Origin of the sequence: Aliterella atlantica CENA595, assembly GCF_000952155.1 — a bacterium.
Lineage (GTDB): Bacteria > Cyanobacteriota > Cyanobacteriia > Cyanobacteriales > Chroococcidiopsidaceae > Aliterella > Aliterella atlantica.
This window is the reverse complement of record NZ_JYON01000004.1, coordinates 206,846-224,266: the sequence shown is the minus strand read 5'-3', so window position 1 is coordinate 224,266 and position 17,421 is coordinate 206,846. Positions and strand designations below refer to the sequence as shown.

Annotated in this window: 15 protein-coding genes; 3 read left to right on the top strand and 12 right to left on the bottom strand. The window is 43.1% G+C overall.

The window, feature by feature from the left end; genetic code table 11:
* Positions 1-105 precede the first annotated feature (105 nt).
* The 4 genes from UH38_RS06295 to UH38_RS06280 form a co-directional block, all read right to left on the bottom strand.
* Positions 106-531, bottom strand: coding sequence for a hypothetical protein (locus UH38_RS06295; protein ID WP_045053774.1), 426 nt, complete (start codon positions 529-531; stop codon positions 106-108).
* Complete coding sequence (locus UH38_RS24695) at positions 525-3,626, bottom strand: hybrid sensor histidine kinase/response regulator (protein ID WP_052672276.1); 3,102 nt, start codon at positions 3,624-3,626, stop codon at positions 525-527. The genes UH38_RS06295 and UH38_RS24695 overlap by 7 nt, the downstream gene beginning before the upstream one ends.
* A gap of 491 nt (positions 3,627-4,117) precedes the next feature.
* A complete protein-coding gene (gene ychF, locus UH38_RS06285; protein ID WP_045053773.1) occupies positions 4,118-5,209 on the bottom strand; it encodes a redox-regulated ATPase YchF in 1,092 nt (363 codons plus the stop codon).
* 154 nt (positions 5,210-5,363) lie between these two features.
* Complete coding sequence (locus UH38_RS06280; protein ID WP_045053772.1) at positions 5,364-5,564, bottom strand: hypothetical protein; 201 nt, start codon at positions 5,562-5,564, stop codon at positions 5,364-5,366.
* A 78-nt stretch (positions 5,565-5,642) separates the two neighbouring features.
* On the opposite strand from UH38_RS06280, the gene UH38_RS06275 reads away from it, so the two are divergent.
* Positions 5,643-7,100 carry an aminotransferase class I/II-fold pyridoxal phosphate-dependent enzyme gene (locus UH38_RS06275; protein WP_045053771.1) on the top strand — a complete coding sequence of 486 codons (1,458 nt, stop codon included), beginning with the start codon at positions 5,643-5,645 and terminating at the stop codon, positions 7,098-7,100.
* An 83-nt stretch (positions 7,101-7,183) separates the two neighbouring features.
* On the opposite strand, the gene dusB is transcribed toward UH38_RS06275, so the two are convergent.
* From dusB to UH38_RS06260, 3 genes are all read right to left on the bottom strand, one after another.
* Positions 7,184-8,230, bottom strand: coding sequence for a tRNA dihydrouridine synthase DusB (dusB, locus tag UH38_RS06270; protein WP_045053770.1), 1,047 nt, complete (start codon positions 8,228-8,230; stop codon positions 7,184-7,186).
* Between the two features lie 129 nt (positions 8,231-8,359).
* Positions 8,360-10,363, bottom strand: coding sequence for a serine/threonine-protein kinase (locus UH38_RS06265; protein WP_045053802.1), 2,004 nt, complete (start codon positions 10,361-10,363; stop codon positions 8,360-8,362).
* Positions 10,364-10,588: 225 nt separating this feature from the next.
* Positions 10,589-11,215: a DUF1345 domain-containing protein gene (locus tag UH38_RS06260; RefSeq protein WP_052672275.1), complete on the bottom strand. Its 627-nt coding sequence runs from the start codon at positions 11,213-11,215 to the stop codon at positions 10,589-10,591.
* A 229-nt stretch (positions 11,216-11,444) separates the two neighbouring features.
* Between UH38_RS06260 and UH38_RS06255 the strand changes: the two genes are divergently transcribed.
* Positions 11,445-11,933, top strand: coding sequence for a DUF1622 domain-containing protein (locus UH38_RS06255; RefSeq protein WP_045053768.1), 489 nt, complete (start codon positions 11,445-11,447; stop codon positions 11,931-11,933).
* A 52-nt stretch (positions 11,934-11,985) separates the two neighbouring features.
* On the opposite strand, the gene UH38_RS06250 is transcribed toward UH38_RS06255, so the two are convergent.
* Positions 11,986-12,171, bottom strand: a complete 186-nt coding sequence (locus UH38_RS06250; protein ID WP_045053767.1) for a hypothetical protein — start codon at positions 12,169-12,171, stop codon at positions 11,986-11,988.
* A gap of 612 nt (positions 12,172-12,783) precedes the next feature.
* On the opposite strand from UH38_RS06250, the gene UH38_RS26660 reads away from it, so the two are divergent.
* Positions 12,784-12,951 (top strand): hypothetical protein, encoded by a 168-nt coding sequence (locus UH38_RS26660; protein ID WP_160295931.1) that lies wholly within the window; start codon positions 12,784-12,786, stop codon positions 12,949-12,951.
* Positions 12,952-12,992: 41 nt separating this feature from the next.
* Here the strand turns inward: UH38_RS26660 and UH38_RS06245 are convergent, their stop codons facing one another.
* The 4 genes from UH38_RS06245 to kdpA form a co-directional block, all read right to left on the bottom strand.
* Positions 12,993-13,214, bottom strand: coding sequence for a potassium-transporting ATPase subunit C (locus UH38_RS06245; protein ID WP_052672274.1), 222 nt, complete (start codon positions 13,212-13,214; stop codon positions 12,993-12,995).
* 46 nt (positions 13,215-13,260) lie between these two features.
* A complete protein-coding gene (locus tag UH38_RS06240) occupies positions 13,261-13,515 on the bottom strand; it encodes a potassium-transporting ATPase subunit F (RefSeq protein WP_045053766.1) in 255 nt (84 codons plus the stop codon).
* A gap of 20 nt (positions 13,516-13,535) precedes the next feature.
* Positions 13,536-15,563: a potassium-transporting ATPase subunit KdpB gene (gene kdpB, locus UH38_RS06235; protein WP_045053765.1), complete on the bottom strand. Its 2,028-nt coding sequence runs from the start codon at positions 15,561-15,563 to the stop codon at positions 13,536-13,538.
* Positions 15,564-15,652: 89 nt separating this feature from the next.
* Positions 15,653-17,335: a potassium-transporting ATPase subunit KdpA gene (kdpA, locus tag UH38_RS06230; RefSeq protein WP_045053764.1), complete on the bottom strand. Its 1,683-nt coding sequence runs from the start codon at positions 17,333-17,335 to the stop codon at positions 15,653-15,655.
* Positions 17,336-17,421: the final 86 nt, after the last annotated feature.

The window sequence follows — 17,421 nt, the reverse complement described above, 5'->3', positions numbered from 1 at the left end:
CAAATAACTTCCATTCCAAGTCGCTCAACCCCTCAAACCTACCTGCCATTTTCCTTCTTCTTTGTTCTGTCTATTTCTCCTTTACGTTGATTCTAGCTCAGATTTTTATATTAGTGGGATAGGCTCGGCATTGAGAAATTTTTCGTAGGTCATTTGCTCTGTTGGCGCAATCCCAAATAATGCTTTACAGCGATCTGTCCACACCAATTCATTTTGGGGGATATTCCAGAACCACATCCCTAAATCGGCGGCTTCAGTTGCCATCCGCGTCTGCTCTTCCCAAAAGCGATCGCTAGTATAGATCGATGTATCGCTGCCGTCGGCGTGCATGACATCCCGATCGATTGCCCCTGGAATATTGGCGGCGAGTTGCTGGAATCGGGAATGGCTCTGTTGCAGAGCGATCGTAGTAGCAGCTTGCTCTTTATCCATCTGCTGGAATTTCAGCTTACTTTGCCTCACTACTAATAGCAACGCTACCAGCAATAAGACAGCAATAACTGAAACGATCGCCAAGGCAACAATTAGCATGAGGAATTGCTCTTTTCGTGCAAGAGGTTAATAATCGCGGACACCAATACTTCTGGCTCGACGGGTTTGCTGAGGTGACGGTCAAATCCAGCTTGGCGCGATCGCTCTTCATAAGTTGCACTAGCATAGGCAGTAAGCGCGATCGCGGGAATATTGCCCTCAAGCTGCGATTTCATCTGCTGCACCAACTCATAACCATTGCCGTCTGGCATGGCAATGTCAGAAATTAAAATGTCTGGTTTGAACTGGCTCAAGCTTTCCAGCGCCGCAGCAATTGTAGTTACCGCTTGCACTTCTGCTCCTGCTTCCTGCAACACAAAGGTAATTAGATCGAGCATATCAGGTTCGTCATCAACCGCAAGCACGCGAATTTTGTCAAGCTTGCCTGGGAGGTTTGGCTTTTGTGGCATCGCAGGCGCACTTAATAGCGGCAATCGCACCGTAAAAGTTGCTCCTTGCCCGATGCCTGCACTTTCTGGGGCGATCGTCCCTTGGTGGAGTTCGACCAAGTGTTTGACGATCGCAAGCCCCAATCCCAACCCATCTTTCGAGTTTGTATTTTTCTGCCCTTGGCTGAATCGCTCGAATATCTGAGGCAAGAACTCAGGTGCAATGCCTTTTCCAGTATCGCTGACACGCAGTTGCACTTGCTCGTCTACTTGTTTTAGCTCGATCTCAACTCGCCCCTGCTGTGGTGTGAACTTAATTGCATTAGTCAGAAGATTCACAACAATTTGCTGGAGACGGTTTAAGTCACCGGAAACTAGAGGTTGTCCTACGATCTGGGAATTTAGCTCAATATGTTTGGCTTGTGCTTGAGGTAGCACTATGTCAATCGCCGATTCAATTACCGTTGCTAAATTCACTGGCGCTAGCGTCAGATGCAAGCTACCTCTTACCATCCGCGAAATGTCGAGCAAGTCTTCAATTAGTTGCACCTGCGTTTGGGTATTGCGCCAAATCGTATCGAGTGCTTTTGCCTGCGTTGCTTCGTCAAACTTGCGGGTTTGCAGCAGTTTTGCCCAGCCTGCGATTGAGTTAAGGGGCGATCGCAGTTCGTGGGCGATGACGGCAACAAAATCATCTTTACTGCGGTTTGCCTCTTCTGCTTCCGCGCGTGCGGCTTCTGCTGCTGCTAACAACCGATTGCGCTCAATTTCATCTCGTTTGCGCTCGGTAATTTCCTGCACCATAATATTGATGCCGAGGATCTGTGCGTCTACTGCAATCAACGGGTAATAGTTGACTAGCCAGTAGCGCTCTATATCTGGTTGCGCTGGAGTTGTCCCCTGAACTTCAACATCCAAAACGGGGATGCCTGTTTGCAACACTTGCTCGAAGATCTGTGCTTGAACTGCTGCAAGTTCCGGTAAAACTTCTTGTACGGTTCTGCCCAAATGTTCGGACACAGACAAGCCATTAATTTGTGCTAGGCGCTCGTTTAGTTGTACGAATCTTAGTTCTCGGTCTAAAAAGCACAAGCCAATCGGCGCACTGGTATAAATCGCTTCTATTTGCGCTAATTGTTGCTGAATTGTTGCTTCATAATGTTTGCGATCGGTAATATCGATCGCTGCTAAAATCGCATAGTCTGGGCGCGGGCTGTTGCTGGAATCGAAAAATACTTTTTTTTGCACGCTCAACCACCGCACTTCGCCATTTTGCCAAACTACGCGGTGGTCGAGGGTAAACCACCCCGAACCTGCGGGATCGATGACCTGCTCGATGATTTGCGCTAGCATTGTCCGCTCGTCAGGGTGAAATGTGGCATGGAGGCGATCGCGCGTAACGATTGTTGCATCTGAGGAAATCCCGTATAAAGCAGCAGCTTCAGGCGAAAGCGCAACGGTATTTGAGGCGTAATCAAATCTTGCTAGGGCAACACCTGCTACTTGAATTCCTAATTGCAACTGCTCTTGAGATTCGCGCAAGCGTTGTTCGTCCCGTTTGCGATCGCTAATGTCACGAAAGTAGATTCCTAAGCCTTCGGAGGCAGGATAGGCATGAATTTCAAACCAATCTTCGCTTGGCTCGTACAATAGTTCAAAGTGGATTGCAACCTGCTGTGCCATTGCCCTGCGATAGTTTTGTTCGACGATTTGACCAACCGACCAAGGAAAAACTTCCCAGTGGGTTTTGCCCAAAAATTCTGCTGCTTCCTGATGTGTCAATTGGCGAATTACTTGGGTGGCAACTGGATTGGCGTAGACAATTCGCCACTCGCGATCGAGCATGATATAGGCATCGGTCATGCTTTCCCATATCTTGACAATCCGCTTATTTGCTTGGTGAAGCGCGATTTCAGCTTGTTTGCGTGCTGTGACATCTCGCCAAGATGCGACAATTCCATCTCCCAACTTAGCAACACGTAAGTCGTAAGCTCTGGTAAGACGCTCAGTGCCAAAGACATCGCTATAAATTAGGTCTTCCTTAATTAAGGGTTCTCCAGTTTCTACGACGCGGCAGTATTCCTGAAATAAGCCTGTCTCTCGGTGTGCTGGCAAGACTTGACATAGTGTTTTACCTAAGTCAGCCTGTGTCATCTGATTGCTTTCTAAGGCTGCGGCATTGAGGTAATCAAAACGAAAGTCGACAATTTGCCCCGATTCATCGCGCATCGCTGAGTAAATGCCAAAGGAGTCCAGCATATTCTCCAGCGACACCCGAAAGCGATCGTCACTTTGCCTCAGTTGCAGTCGCAGTCGCGCGTTCTCAATTGCGCTTCGCATCGTAAACTGCAATATTTCTGGGGTAAGACGCTGTTTGACTAAATAATCTTCTGCACCTAGCTTAATTGCTCGAACTGCGATCGCTTCGTTGCCTTGTCCTGTCACCATTACTACAGGCGGACGCTCGATATTACTCTGCGCGTGGAGCAATTCTAAGAACTGTAAGCCATCAGCATCAGGCAGCAAATAATCGATCAAAATGGCATCAATTTTTTGTGTCCGACACAGTTCTAGCCCTGTTAAGACTGAATCTGCTTCCAATAATTGGTAATTATAAGTTGAATCAGACAGCAGATAGCATTTATACAGTTCGCGATCGGGCAAGAAGGATTCAATCAGCAGTAGCGTTTGAACTGGGCGAGACATGAGCATACGTTAGAGACTGCAAGATGAAATTTTTAGCTGGAGTGCAATTAAGTTTTGTAAGCTGTATTGCTTTTTGAATCCGCAGGTGAAACTGTTTTTAGCTTGTTGGCATTATTGCAGCTAATGCTGGAATTGGGAAAAAGCGCTTCTGGTTTAATTAGACTTTTTGCAAAAGTAGGCAAGACTCAATAAAATTAACAATCCTATCTTCTTCCGAACTCCTCCTTGTCTTCCTTGTCCGTCGAATTATAAACTTATGCAAGATGTTTACTGATTGCCAGCCTCTAATTGGGCTAATTGCATAGGGATCGATTACACCCGCTCAGGATAAGAATATAACTTTAGTAGGAAGCCAAAGTATTTCTAGAGAGGTAGTAGCCGTTAAATTTAGATTTTATTAAGCTTTCAGCAAGCATAAACTAACGCCAGTGGCGCTAGTTCGTGTAGATTGTGTACGTGTTTAGGACTATTAAGATGCTATAAGTTCTTTACTACACGTTAAATCTAAATAGCAATACATCACCTTCCTGGACTACGTACTCTTTACCTTCGCTGCGAACCAAGCCTTTTTCTTTGGCTGCACTCATCGATTTATTTGCTACCAAATCTTTATAAGCCACAGTTTCAGCACGAATAAAACCCCGCTCAAAATCTGAGTGAATTACTCCTGCTGCTTGCGGCGCTAGCATTCCTGCGTTGATAGTCCACGCGCGAGTTTCTTTTGGTCCTGCTGTAAAATATGTCCGTAAACCTAAAAGCTCGTAAGTAGCACGAATTAAAGACTTCAATCCGCCTTCTTCTACACCTAAAGATGCAAGAAAATCGGCTCTATCTTCATCTGGTAATTCAACTAATTCTGCTTCTACTTGAGCAGAAACTACCACAACTTGAGCCTTTTCAACAGCCGCAATTGCTCTTACTTGTTCTACCCATTGATTACCAGTTGCTAATTCTTCCTCAGATACATTAGCTGCGTAAATTACTGGCTTATCAGTTAGTAAACCTAATCCTTGAATTACCTCCGATTCTTCCTCAGATAAACTTACTTGACGCACTGGTTTCCCTTCGTTCAAAGCTGCGCTTAATTTCTCTAAGACAGTTAATTCAGCTTGTGCTTCTTTGCTAGCGCGTGCTTGCTTGCGAGTGCGGTCTATTTTGCGTTCAATTTGACCTAAATCAGCTAAAGCTAACTCCAAATTGATGATTTCAATATCTCTTGCTGGGTCTACCGAACCTGCTACGTGGATAATATCGTCATTCTCAAAACAACGTACCACATGAACGATCGCATCTACTTCGCGGATATGAGACAAAAATTGATTGCCTAGTCCTTCACCTTGACTTGCACCTTTAACCAAGCCTGCAATATCGACAAATTCAATCCGAGTAGGAACAATTTGCGCTGAATTAGAAATATCAGCTAAAACCTGCAATCGCTCGTCTGGTACAGATACAACACCAACATTTGGTTCAATCGTACAGAAAGGGAAATTGGCAGCTTCAGCTTTGGCATTAGCCACCAAAGCGTTAAATAAAGTTGATTTTCCGACATTAGGAAGTCCGACAATTCCGGCTCTGAGCATAACACAAGTTCACAAATATATCTCCTGAGCTTAGGATATCAAAAGTAATAGAGCAATTTGTAATTCCAACTTTTCCTAGGTTTTCAGTGACCATATAAGCAGTAACAAAGAATTAACTGGTCACTGGTCACTGGTCACTGGTCACTGGTCACTGTTAAACAGGTCCAGGGATAGGTTGAGGTATTGGTGCTGGTACGGGCTGAGGTATTGGTGCTGGTACTGGTTCGGGTACTGGTCCTGGTACTGGTTGAGGTGCAGGAGTAGGTACGGGTTCGGGTGCTGGTCCCGGTATGGGTTCGGGTACTGGTGGCTGGGGATTTGGTTCGGGAAGTGGTCCGGGATTTGGATAGATCACGATCAGCTTACTTAAATAATTCCACTATTAAGGTTAAATAGCAACTGATAAATAAACATCCTTCAAAATAATTACATCGTGTTAGACCAAGCGAAAACACCGCTCCTTGATGCTCTTAAAGCATATATCAGTAGCAGCCATGCTCCTTTTTATACTCCAGGACATAAAAGAGGGCGAGGAATATCAGCAAAATTAGCACAGTGTTTTGGTACGAAAGTCTTTCAAGCTGATTTACCAGAACTACCAGAGTTAGATAATTTATTTGCGCCGCAAGGTGTCATTCAAGCAGCGCAAGAACTAGCAGCAGATGCATTTGGAGCGTCTTCTACTTGGTTTCTAGTTAATGGTTCTACTTGCGGAATTACAGCGGCAATTTTGGCTACTTGCACTGCTGGCGATAAGATTATTTTGCCGCGTAACGTGCATCAATCGGCGATCGCTGGCTTAATTCTTTCTGGAGCTACGCCAATATTTGTTAATCCCCAATACGACCCCCTCTTAGATATTACTCACAGCATGACTCTAGAGGGCGTAGAAGCTGCCTTAAAGCAACATTCCGACGCAAAAGCTGTGATGATAGTTTATCCAACTTATAACGGCGTTTGTGGAGATGTAGAAGCAGTTGCCAATCTTACCCACAAATATAATATTCCACTATTAGTAGACGAAGCACATGGCGCTCATTTTGCCTTTCACCCCCATTTACCCAAATCTGCTTTAACAGCAGGCGCAGACTTGACCGTACAATCAATTCACAAAACATTAGGAGCATTGACGCAAGCTTCGATGCTGCACGTTCATCCTAGTAGCAGGATTGATATCGATAGGCTAAGTAAATCGTTGCAGCTAGTTCAATCTACCAGTCCTAGCTACCTACTTTTAGCTTCTTTAGATGCAGCACGTCAGCAAATGGCTACACAGGGAAAACATCTCATGTCCCGCACTTTGCAGCTAGCTGAAATAGCTAGAAGTAAAATTAGTCAAATTTCAGGCTTGTCTGTTTTAGAACTGAATAATCCTATACCTGAATTTGTCGATTTAGACAAAACGCGGCTAACTGTTAATGTTTCTGGTTTGGGATTAACTGGCTTTGCTGCTGATGAGATTTTAGTCGAACTTGATGTCATAGCCGAACTACCATCTCTGCAAAACCTGACATTTATTCTCAGTTTGGGTAATACAGAAGCAGATATAGAGAAGTTGGTGCAAGCATTTACAACTCTGGCGACAGAATATAAACAAGATAAACAGATAGTGACAAGCCGCACCTACAACAACATTGCACCATTAGCAATTACGCCGCGCCAAGCGTTCTATGCACCTACAGAAACTTTACCAATAGAACAAACGTGCGATCGCATTTGCGGAGAATTAGTTTGTCCTTACCCTCCAGGAATCCCAATTTTAATGCCTGGGGAAGTTGTTACCGTTGAAGCAATTGCTGAACTGCAAAAAATACAAAACTTGGGTGGGTATATTAGCGGGTGTGCTGATTCTAGCCTTAAAACATTAGTAGTTATAACTGGTCACTGGTAACTGGTAACTGGTCACTGTCTAAGCTTAGGCGGCTTTATTAGCGGATGCGCCGATAGCAGCTTGAAAACCTTGCAGGTAATTCGTTAAACAAAAGCTAGATTATCCTCCTCAATTAAGACACTATCAGCTATTTGGGCGATCGCTTTATCAATTATTTCTAATCCCTGGTTGACTGTCTCAATTGTGCTTAATTGTCCGCGCAACTCCGCCGCACCGCTAAAACCTTTAGCGTACCAAGTCATGTGCTTGCGGGCTTGACGAACACCGCGATCGCCTTTATATTCCCATAAAGCCTGTAAGTGTTCTCTAGCGCATTCTAAACGCTGTACGGGTGTAGGTGGAGCTAATAATTGTCCAGTTTTGAGAAAATGGTCAACTTCCCCTACCAAAAATGGATAACCCAAAGTTCCCCGCGAACACATTACCCCATCTGCGGCAGTCACTTCCAAACACTTTACCGCTGCTTCCACTGAGAAAATGTCACCATTTCCAATTACAGGAATCGTTAGCACTTCTTTCACCTTGGCAATCCATTCCCATTTCGCTGCACCATTGTACCCTTGGGCGCGGGTACGTCCGTGAACGGTAATCATTTGCGCCCCCGCATCTTCCATGCGTTTGGCAAAGTCTATAATTGTAATTTCCCTGTCATTCCAGCCGATGCGAGTTTTGACTGTAACTGGGACATCTACAGCTTTGACAACTTCTCGCACAATTGCTTCTGCTACTTCAGGCTGACGCAATAAAGAAGAACCGCCGCCATTTTTAGTAATTTTATTCACAGGGCAGCCCATATTAATATCTACAGTATCCGCGCCTTCTCTTACTGCCATTTGTGCGGCTTCTGCCAAAAAATCAGGACGACAATCAAATAGCTGTATGCTAATTGGTCGTTCGTTGGCTTCTATCTCCATAATTTTCGGCAACTGCTTGACGTAATGCAAGCCCGTTGCATTCACCATTTCGGTGTACATCATTGAATCGGGCGCATAGCGACGCACTAGGCGACGAAATACTAAATCCGTTACGCCAGATAAGGGCGATTGTAATACTCTGCTTTTGACCTCAAAAGAGCCTATTTTTAGTGGTGTTGAGAGTCTTGCTTGCAAAGTAGGAGATAGAGCAATCATGGGGGTTAAGTAGCGGAAATCTAGCTTTTCTTATTTTAAGAGCGATCGTAGGCACAATGCATTAAACTTCTACGAACGCAGATGCACGCAGATACACGCAGATGAATTCCTGGTTGATTGCGGTTGCTATTAAGAATCTAAGCGCCAAACTTTGACCGTTTTATCGCCGCTACCGCTAATTAACATCGTTCCGTCAGGGTTGAATTTGACAGAATTTACATTATCCAAATGCCCTGTTAGAGTGCGTAGCAATCTACCATCTCTATTCCATAGCTTAATTGTGCGATCGTCGCTAGCGCTAGCAATTGTTTGACCGTCTGGGCTAACAGCGACAGAGTTAATATACCCTGAGTGTCCAGTCAGAGTATGCAGTAGTTTTTTATTGGGTAAATCCCACACTTTAATAGTTTTATCCCAACTACCAGAAACTAAAGTTTGTCCGTCTGGGCTAAATGCAACTGTTCTTACTCTATCCAAATGTCCTGTAAATGTATGTAAAAGCTCTCTGCTACGTAAATCCCATAGCTTAATTGTTTTATCTGAGCTTGTACTAGCCAGCATTTGACCGTTATGACTAATAGCTACCGACCAAACTTTGCCTTGATGACCGACAAGGTTATAACGCAATTGCCCTGTAGGTAAATCCCACACTTTAATTGTGCCATCTTCGTTACTACTAGCTAGTGTTTGATTGTCAGAACTAAGCGCTACTGACCAGACACGACCTGCATCTTTAAATACACTAGAACGAAGTTCGCCAGTAGGCAAATTCCAAGTATGAATTGCATTATCAGTAGCATAGCTGCTGCTGACAAGAGTGCGATCGCCAGCAGCTAGAGCAACGTCTAAAACATAGTCTGTATTTCCGCTGATGGTACGCAGTAGGTCGCCTGTAAGCAAGTTCCAGACTTTAATTGTTTTGTCTCCACTACTGCTAACAATGGTTTGACTATCAAAGCTAGGAGCAACTGACCAAACTACATCTGCATGACCTTGAAGAGTACGAACTAAAGATACATCTTTTAAAGCATTTTTCTTGATGGCGACAGCAGAAGCTAAAGACTTTTCAGCTTTTAAGCTAACAGCAGGCATTTGTAAAAGGTAGTATGTTGTAGCTATTAAAGCCAATACAGAAGTTACTCCTACTGTTAAGCCGAGCGATAACGTAAATCGATGAGCGTAGCTATTTTTAGCAGTATTGCGCTCTAATTTTGGCTGAACGAGCTTATTGTTGTGCCTTACAGCGATAGCTGGTTCCAATTTCTCAATTGGCGAGATGTGACGCGCAATTAGTGGCTGAAGTGCTTGTAAGGCTTCGCTAGCAGATTGATAGCGGTCTTTGAAGTGATAGCGTACCATTTTATCGAGAACGATCGCCAGTTCATTGCTAACTACGCTGTGTTGTTGCCACAGAATTTCACCTGTGTCTGAGTCTTCGCGTAAATCAGTAGGACTTAAACCTGTTAATGCGTACAGCGCAATTGTTCCTAAAGCATAAATATCGCTGCTAGGACGCGGTATTCCCCGTTCTTGTTCGGCTGGCATATATCCTGGCGTACCAATTGCGATCGTTGCACCTATACCTGTAGCAAAAACATTATAGGTTCTTTCTCTGTCTGTAACTACTTGAGTCCAAGCTTGCTTAACTGCGCCAAAATCAATCAAAACTAATTGGTCGTCGCTGTCTCTTCTAATTAAATTGCTCGGTTTGAGGTCGCGATGAATTAAGCCGTGACTGTGAATAACTTCTAAAATTTCTAATACTTCTTGCAGCAGTTGAATAACTTGGCGTTCCATCCAGCGACAACCAGGGTAAATCTCCATACTGAGAGAATGCCCTACAATTAATTCTTGGACTAAGTAAAATTCTCCATCTTCTTCAAAACGATCCAAAAGACGAGGAACGCGGTCATAATCGCCCAATTTTTCTAAAGCTTCTACTTCTCTAGTAAATAAATGCTGGAGATTTGGTAGCGATTTAGAGTAATTGCTAGTTGTCGGTAATAAATGTTTGATAATACAAGTAGGGCGATCGCTCAAGATAATATCTTCGGCTAGGTAAGTTTGACAAAACCCGCCTGCACTTAGAATTTGACCGATCTGGTAACGCTGATTTAATATCTTGCCTAACATAAGCTGACGCGCAAGCATACTACCGTTATATTGAGGCGAAAAGCCTATAAAACGGCATTTACTAAGGATAAATAGTTAGTTACATAGATGAGACTATTAATCTCTACGCTATCAAAGTAAATAGAACGGCAAATGATAAATATTTAGGTAATAGCGTTGAGTTTTCTTACAAACATCTACTATCTAATCGCAACTGGTTAGTGGTCACTGTAAAACTGGTCGCTGTTAAACCTGCCCAGCGATCAGATTTATACTCAGTGCTAGAATTACCGTATTGAAAAAGAAAGTGATAATTCCATGTCCTAAAGCTAATCGTCTCATCTCTTTTGACACGATCTGCACGTCGCTTACTTGACACGTCATCCCAATTACAAACGAAAAATATAGAAAGTCCCAGTAATCCGGCTGAGTGTCTTGAGGAAAATCCAAGCCTCCAACTTGCGGGGAATTTGCATCTTGGCGATCGCTCATGTAATATCCATGTGCGTAGTGCAAAGCAAATATTGTATGCATCAGTAACCAAGATGTGACAACTGTTAAGCCTGCAAGCCCTAAATGCAATGTCAATACTGATGCAGGTAGCCCTTTATTGTCTTTAAGCATAAATCCAATCGCTAAAAGGCTAATGCAAGCAGCAATAATTACAAGTGCCAAAATTGTCCAGCGCCCTTCATCTTCCATTTGCGCTCGACGACGCATCCGTTGGGGGGTAGCTTGATGAATTAGCAATCCTACCAAAACTAAAAAACAAATTGCCCCACAATCCCAAGCAACGATAACACGGGCTGACAAGCGCAACCAATCTGGGAGGAAGATAAATACTAATCCAGCAACGCCAATAGATGTCAACAATCGCGGTCGGGCAGCTAGGACCTTAAAAGACCTAATCTTAGAGGTAGAACGCACAGAATATCTCTATCAAAGCCAGATTTTAGTATATATTGTGTTCTATTTCTGCTAGCTAACCAAAAGAGCTAACTTTTAGCTCGTATCGAACGTACTTATTTTATCTCCCCAACTAGAAGGATGCAATTTCTATGTTCGCCAAGATAAAGATGTATTGATACGTGAGAAATGTGCCATGAAACGAGAGTCTGCAGGCGATTCTATAGTTAGTATTGTGCTGCCTGTATCTTTAATTTTTGGGTTAGTTTTATTACTCAGCCTCAGTGCGGGACAAACTAGCAGCGAAGCAATATCAGAAACCCCTTTAGAGTCGTGGTTAAAAATTATTGTCGATTATCTTGCCGCAGGTGCAGAAATTGCTGGCACTGTAGTAATTGGAGTTGCAGTCTTTCGAGGTATTTTTGCCTATATGCGTCAATTGCTGTATTACTCTAGGCAACATATTGATGCTACTGAATCTATCCGCCTAAAATTGGGACGAGTGCTAACGCTGGGGTTAGAATTTACCGTTGCTAGCGACATTTTACGGACGGCGGTTGCGCCTACTCGCCAGGATATTTTAAACCTGGGGGCGATCGTGTTATTAAGAACTTTGCTTAACTACTTTTTGGAACGCGAAATCCAGCAGGTAGAACAAAATCGTGCTAACAACAGGGATGATTAGATCCCTCTGTAGTCCTGCTTGTCCCACCAAATAACAGACTTATACCAGAGATCTAGCGATCGCGTCCATCAGGGTGATATCCACAGTCAAGTTTTGCTTGTTTGAGGTATCTTAGCCTTTTTGCCTCAGCCCAACCACTACCGATCCACTGTTTTTGTTCGGCTGTTAGGTCTGGTGCTTGCATAACTATAAGCTGCATCAAGTCTTCATAACTGATTTTATCTGGCACAGCGAACATATATTTAATGTCTTATTACTACTGTGTTTAGCTTTCCCAACGCAAGCGTCATAATTGCAGGCTTGGCTTTTGTCTTCTTACAATCTTTGCAATGCTATAAATTTTTAGTAAACAGCTTACAGTTAATCGTTTGTATTCTTATTACCACCTTAGTAAGCTCAAGCTCAATTAATTCTCAAATTCAGATAAAACATTCTCTTCATAAAAATCAATACGATCTTTACCTATCGTTTACCTAACTACTAACTTTCTTTAATAAGCTATTGAATATATAACTTAATAACTAAGTTAAGTGCGATCGACTACTGTAATGTCTGCAAAGACAATATTAACCAAATTATGGAGCGAACTAATTATCAGAACATTTTTGCCAACGTATTAACTATCTGCAACTTAATTTTATTAGTTCTAATTTCTTGGCAATTAACTCAACCATTCAAATGCAGCGTAGATAGTAATTTCTCAGCCGAGCGGTATGTCGTAATTAAATAATTTAGTTACTTACAACTAACGAAAGAGAAACTAAATTGAATTATGCAATTGTTTATCGTTGCTCAACTTCATTTGCAAGTGCAAAAACCAGTATAAAAAGGTAAAAGTAGGTAAAAAACTATGAAAAATTTTACAATTCTCACAAATGTACGGATGGCTTCAGACGTTGTTGATGGTCCAGGCTGGGCAGATGATGCAAATGATGCCAACGACAACAATAAACCGCAACATCGTTCTCAGTCTAAAGCAAAAACTGGCGATCGCAGCAAAAAAAACGCTGAGGTGTAGATAAAAATCAATCGAAGTTGTTGTCCAATCCCAGCTTGTTTTTATTTACCGATATCTGCTTGGAGGCGTTTGAGTAAATCGGGGTTGCTAGCTCCAGAAATGCGTGTAGGTTTAGCATCATCTTCTTGGCTGTAGGTTGTAGTGCTAAGACGACTTTGGAAGTATTGCGCGGATGTAATATACTGGCATTGGCTGGAAACGGAAAGGTAAAACCAATGGCGATCGCAGCTATGGGGTAAATAATTGCAGATATTACCTACCAAACTAGAGTCATGCGAATTGCTCTAGTAGTATATCTAGCTATAGACATTAGAACCGCTCCGGTTGAAAAACGACAATAAATAAGTAGCCCACAAGTACCACAGTCAGTAAAAGTAGGATGCCAATTGCCCAAGCTGCTTGGCGTTCTAAAGTACCGCTAGCTGCTGCATATATAGCTGGAGCAAACAGCAAATTCGCACACAGCAAGGCAAAAGCAATAAGCGGGAACTTCTGTTTGTACCACCGCTCCCAGATAAAACTAAATGTCCTAAGGATCGATCCCACACTACTAATTTGGCTCATTTTTTCTCCACTGCTCGTTTTCAAGCTAATCCCACTGCTGCAACTACCGAATCAATCGCTTTAATAGCTATAAATGGAGCTATGACACCACCCAATCCATAAATAAGGATGTTGCGCTGTAACAATCGATTGGATGTCAAAGGTCTAAATTCTACGCCCTTAAGCGCTAAAGGAATCAAAGCTGGAATAATCAAAGCGTTATATATCAGTGCTGACAAAATAGCTGAATTAGCACTTGCCAAACCCATCACATTTAGACTGCCAATTCCTGCTGCTGCAAACATGGCGGGAATAATAGCAAAGTATTTGGCAATATCGTTAGCAATCGAAAATGTCGTGAGTGCGCCGCGAGTAATGAGTAACTGCTTGCCTATTGATACAATGTCAATCAGCTTGGTAGGATCGGAGTCCAAATCGACCATATTTGCCGCTGCTTTGGCTGCTTGAGTACCTGTATTCATAGCTACGCCGACATTTGCTTGTGCTAATGCTGGAGCATCATTTGTACCGTATCCTGTCATTGCAACTAACTTACCTTCCGCTTGTTCGCGTTGAATGACTGCGATTTTGTCTTCTGGCGTAGCTTCAGCAATAAAGTCGTCAATTCCTGCCTCTTGGGCAATTGTTTCGGCGGTAATGCGATTGTCGCCAGTAAGCATCACAGTTTTTACACCCATGCGCCGCAACCGATCGAAGCGATCGCGAATTCCTGGTTTTATAATGTCTTTGAGATAAATTACGCCGTAGATATCGTTATTAAGAGCTACTGCTAAGGGCGTACCCCCTAACCGTGAAATTCGTTCGTATGCTGCATCAAGTTCAGTATTATTGCTATTAGCTATATTTCCCGTACTACGAGAACGGACAAAGCCCTTAATTGCATCTACTGCGCCTTTTCTTGCCTCGTCGCCATCTGGTAAATTTGTGCCGCTAATTCGTGTTTTGGCGCTAAATTCAATGCCTTCGGCTTGGCTGCGATCGCATGATACTGATGCTCCTAACTTTTCTGCTAGCATAACGATAGATTTACCCTCCGGCGTATTGTCGAATACGCTTGCTGCTAAAGCTACTTGCGCTAAATCTACTAGCGCATGACCGTTTACGGGAATCAACTCTTCTGCCAAACGGTTGCCTACCGTAATCGTACCTGTTTTACCCAAAACTAAGGTGTTAACATCGCCACACGCTTCTACCGCCCTCCCCGAAGTTGCAATTACGTTAAATTGCGCTACTCGCTCCATCCCAGCTATGCCAATTGCACTGAGTAAGCCACCGATTGTTGTGGGCATCAATGCTACTAATAAGGCAATCAACAACGTTACGCTAACTGGAGTATTGACATAGTTTGCAAGTGCAGGAATTGTTACTACGACAAATAAAAAGACTAACGTTAAGACTGCAAGTAATACAGTAAGGGCAATTTCATTCGGTGTTTTAGATCGTTTTGCTCCTTCTAATAAAGAAATCATCCGATCGATAAATCCTTTACCTGGATCGGAACTAATTTGAATAGTTAATTCATCTAAGCCAATTCGCGTATCACCTGTAACAGAGCTTGCTACGTCGTCCGAGCCTAGTTTGAGTACGGGAGTAGATTCGCCTATAATTGCCGATTCATCTACGGACGCGACTCCTGAAATTACTTCTCCATCGGCGGGGATTACTTTAACCACATCACCTCGATGCAGAGTAGTTGAAGATACTTCTTGGCTTGTACCATCAGGTAATAATTTACGAGCGATCGCATCTGACTTGATAGAACGCAAAACATCTGCTTGAGCTTTCCCGCGTCCTGCGGCGACTGCTTCAGCAAAATTAGCAAATACAACAGTAAAAAACAAAATTAAGGTAACTAAGCCATTAAAAAGCCGAAGATTGTTGCCGTGTGGACCAAATAAATAAGGGTCGATTGTGAGTAATGCAGTCACAATAGTTCCTACATAAACTACAAACATGACCGGATTTTTCAGCATCACGCGCGGATTGAGCTTGATAAAAGCTTGCTTAACAGCGTTTTGGTAAAGCTTTTGGGCTTTGATAGAATCCATTGGTTTAAGAGAACTACAGAGGAATCAAAACAAAAAAGTAAATACAGGAATTTATTAAAATTCTTCAAACACCAATTACGAATTACGAATTACGAATTACGAATTAGTTGAAAGGCTTCGGCGATAGGACCTAAAGCTAGAACTGGGAAGAATGTCAATACTCCCAAAATTAAGATTGTTCCGGCTGTAACTCCTGTAAATAGCAATGTATCGGTGCGTAATGTTCCAGGCGTTTCTGGTACTGGCTGCTTGTTTGCCATACTGTCGGCTAGTAGTAAGAGGGCAATAATTGGCAAGTAACGCCCTGCAAGCATACTCATACTGGTGCTTAAATTCCACCACAGTGTTGCATCTTTTAACCCCTCAAAGCCAGAACCATTGTTAGCCGCCGCCGAGGTATATTCGTAAATTACTTGGGAAATACCGTGAAAGCCTGGGTTGCTGATACCTGCTAGCGTGTCAGGAAAAGCTAGAGCGATCGCACTAGGAATTAAAACTACAATGGGGTGAACCAGTAAAATTACACTAGCTAGGACAATTTCTCGCTTCTCAATTTTGCGTCCCAAAAATTCTGGGGTTCTACCTACCATTAAACCTGTCAAAAATACCGTGAGAATTAGGTAGATAAATAAGTAAGCCGTACCCGTTCCCTGTCCGCCCCAAACCATCTGCACGAACATATTAAATAGAGTCGCAAAGCCGCCTGTAGGCATCAAGGCATCGTGCATTCCATTGACTGCACCGCACATGGTTGCAGTAGTTAAAACCGCCCACAATGCTGTTTGCGCCCAGCCGAAGCGAACTTCTTTGCCTTCTAGGTTTGGTTGTTGTCCGATTATAGTGTTAACTAACGGGTTGCCTTGATATTCACCGATAGCAGCGATCGCCACTAATACTGCAAAAATGATAAATACCATCCAAAACAGCAGCCATGCTTGCTTTTTGTTGTCTGCAAAGATGCCGTAGGTAATTATCAGCGATGCAGGAATGCACGCCATGAGGACAATTTCTAAGAGATTAGTAAAGGCGTTAGGATTCTCGAACGGGTGGGCGGAGTTGATGCCAAAAAAGCCGCCGCCGTTTTCTCCTAATTGTTTGATGGCTTCAAAATGCGCTACTGGTCCTCTAGCGATATACTGGGTTGCACCTTCTAACGTGGTGACAGTCGCTGGAGGGCTTAAAGTTTCTGGTACGCCAGCTACAAGTAGGGCGAGCGCGCTAATTAGCGATATTGGTAGTAAGATGCGCGTAATTGATAGCGTCAAATCTACATAAAAGTTTCCTAGCCTTCTACCTGTCAAGCCGCGAATAAAAGCTATACCTACAGCTAACCCCGTAGCCGCCGAGACGAACATCAAAAACCCCAGCGCTAGCATTTGACTTGCATAACTATAGGTAGTCTCGCCTGAGTAATGTTGCTGGTTGGTATTAGTGATAAAGGAAATTGTTGTGTGCAAGGCTAAATCCCAACTAGGCGCACTTAAATTAGTTGGATTTAAGGGCAAAACTCCTTGCAAAATGAATATTAGGTAGACAAAAATGCCCATGACCAGATTGCTGTAAAGTATTGCTCTGATATATTGCCAAAGCGTCATCTCTTCTTTTGGCTGTACTCCAGCTAATGCATAAATTACCTTCTCGACTTTCCCCATCACGGGATCGAGTAATGTTTTTTGTCCTAAAAATACTCTTGCTATGTATCTTCCGAGTATTGGGGCGATCGCTACTACTATTAGTAAAGTTAAACCAATCTGAAAAAAACCTTGCCACATAAGGAATCTGCGATCGCATATATATTATCTGTGACGATCTAAACAACCAATATAAGACAATCGTCCAGTTCCAAAGCAATTGACAA

Excerpts from the sequence above, each read along its gene's own strand:
- UH38_RS06295 (WP_045053774.1), bottom strand. The coding sequence starts at position 531 with ATGCTAATTGTTGCCTTGGCGATCGTTTCAGTTATTGCTGTCTTATTG.
- UH38_RS24695 (WP_052672276.1), bottom strand. The coding sequence starts at position 3,626 with ATGTCTCGCCCAGTTCAAACGCTACTGCTGATTGAATCCTTCTTGCCC.
- ychF (WP_045053773.1), bottom strand. The coding sequence starts at position 5,209 with ATGCTCAGAGCCGGAATTGTCGGACTTCCTAATGTCGGAAAATCAACT.
- dusB (WP_045053770.1), bottom strand. The coding sequence starts at position 8,230 with ATGATTGCTCTATCTCCTACTTTGCAAGCAAGACTCTCAACACCACTA.
- UH38_RS06265 (WP_045053802.1), bottom strand. The coding sequence starts at position 10,363 with ATGTTAGGCAAGATATTAAATCAGCGTTACCAGATCGGTCAAATTCTA.
- UH38_RS06255 (WP_045053768.1), top strand. The coding sequence starts at position 11,445 with ATGAAACGAGAGTCTGCAGGCGATTCTATAGTTAGTATTGTGCTGCCT.
- UH38_RS06250 (WP_045053767.1), bottom strand. The coding sequence starts at position 12,171 with ATGTTCGCTGTGCCAGATAAAATCAGTTATGAAGACTTGATGCAGCTT.
- UH38_RS26660 (WP_160295931.1), top strand. The coding sequence starts at position 12,784 with ATGAAAAATTTTACAATTCTCACAAATGTACGGATGGCTTCAGACGTT.
- UH38_RS06240 (WP_045053766.1), bottom strand. The coding sequence starts at position 13,515 with ATGAGCCAAATTAGTAGTGTGGGATCGATCCTTAGGACATTTAGTTTT.
- kdpB (WP_045053765.1), bottom strand. The coding sequence starts at position 15,563 with ATGGATTCTATCAAAGCCCAAAAGCTTTACCAAAACGCTGTTAAGCAA.
- kdpA (WP_045053764.1), bottom strand. The coding sequence starts at position 17,335 with ATGTGGCAAGGTTTTTTTCAGATTGGTTTAACTTTACTAATAGTAGTA.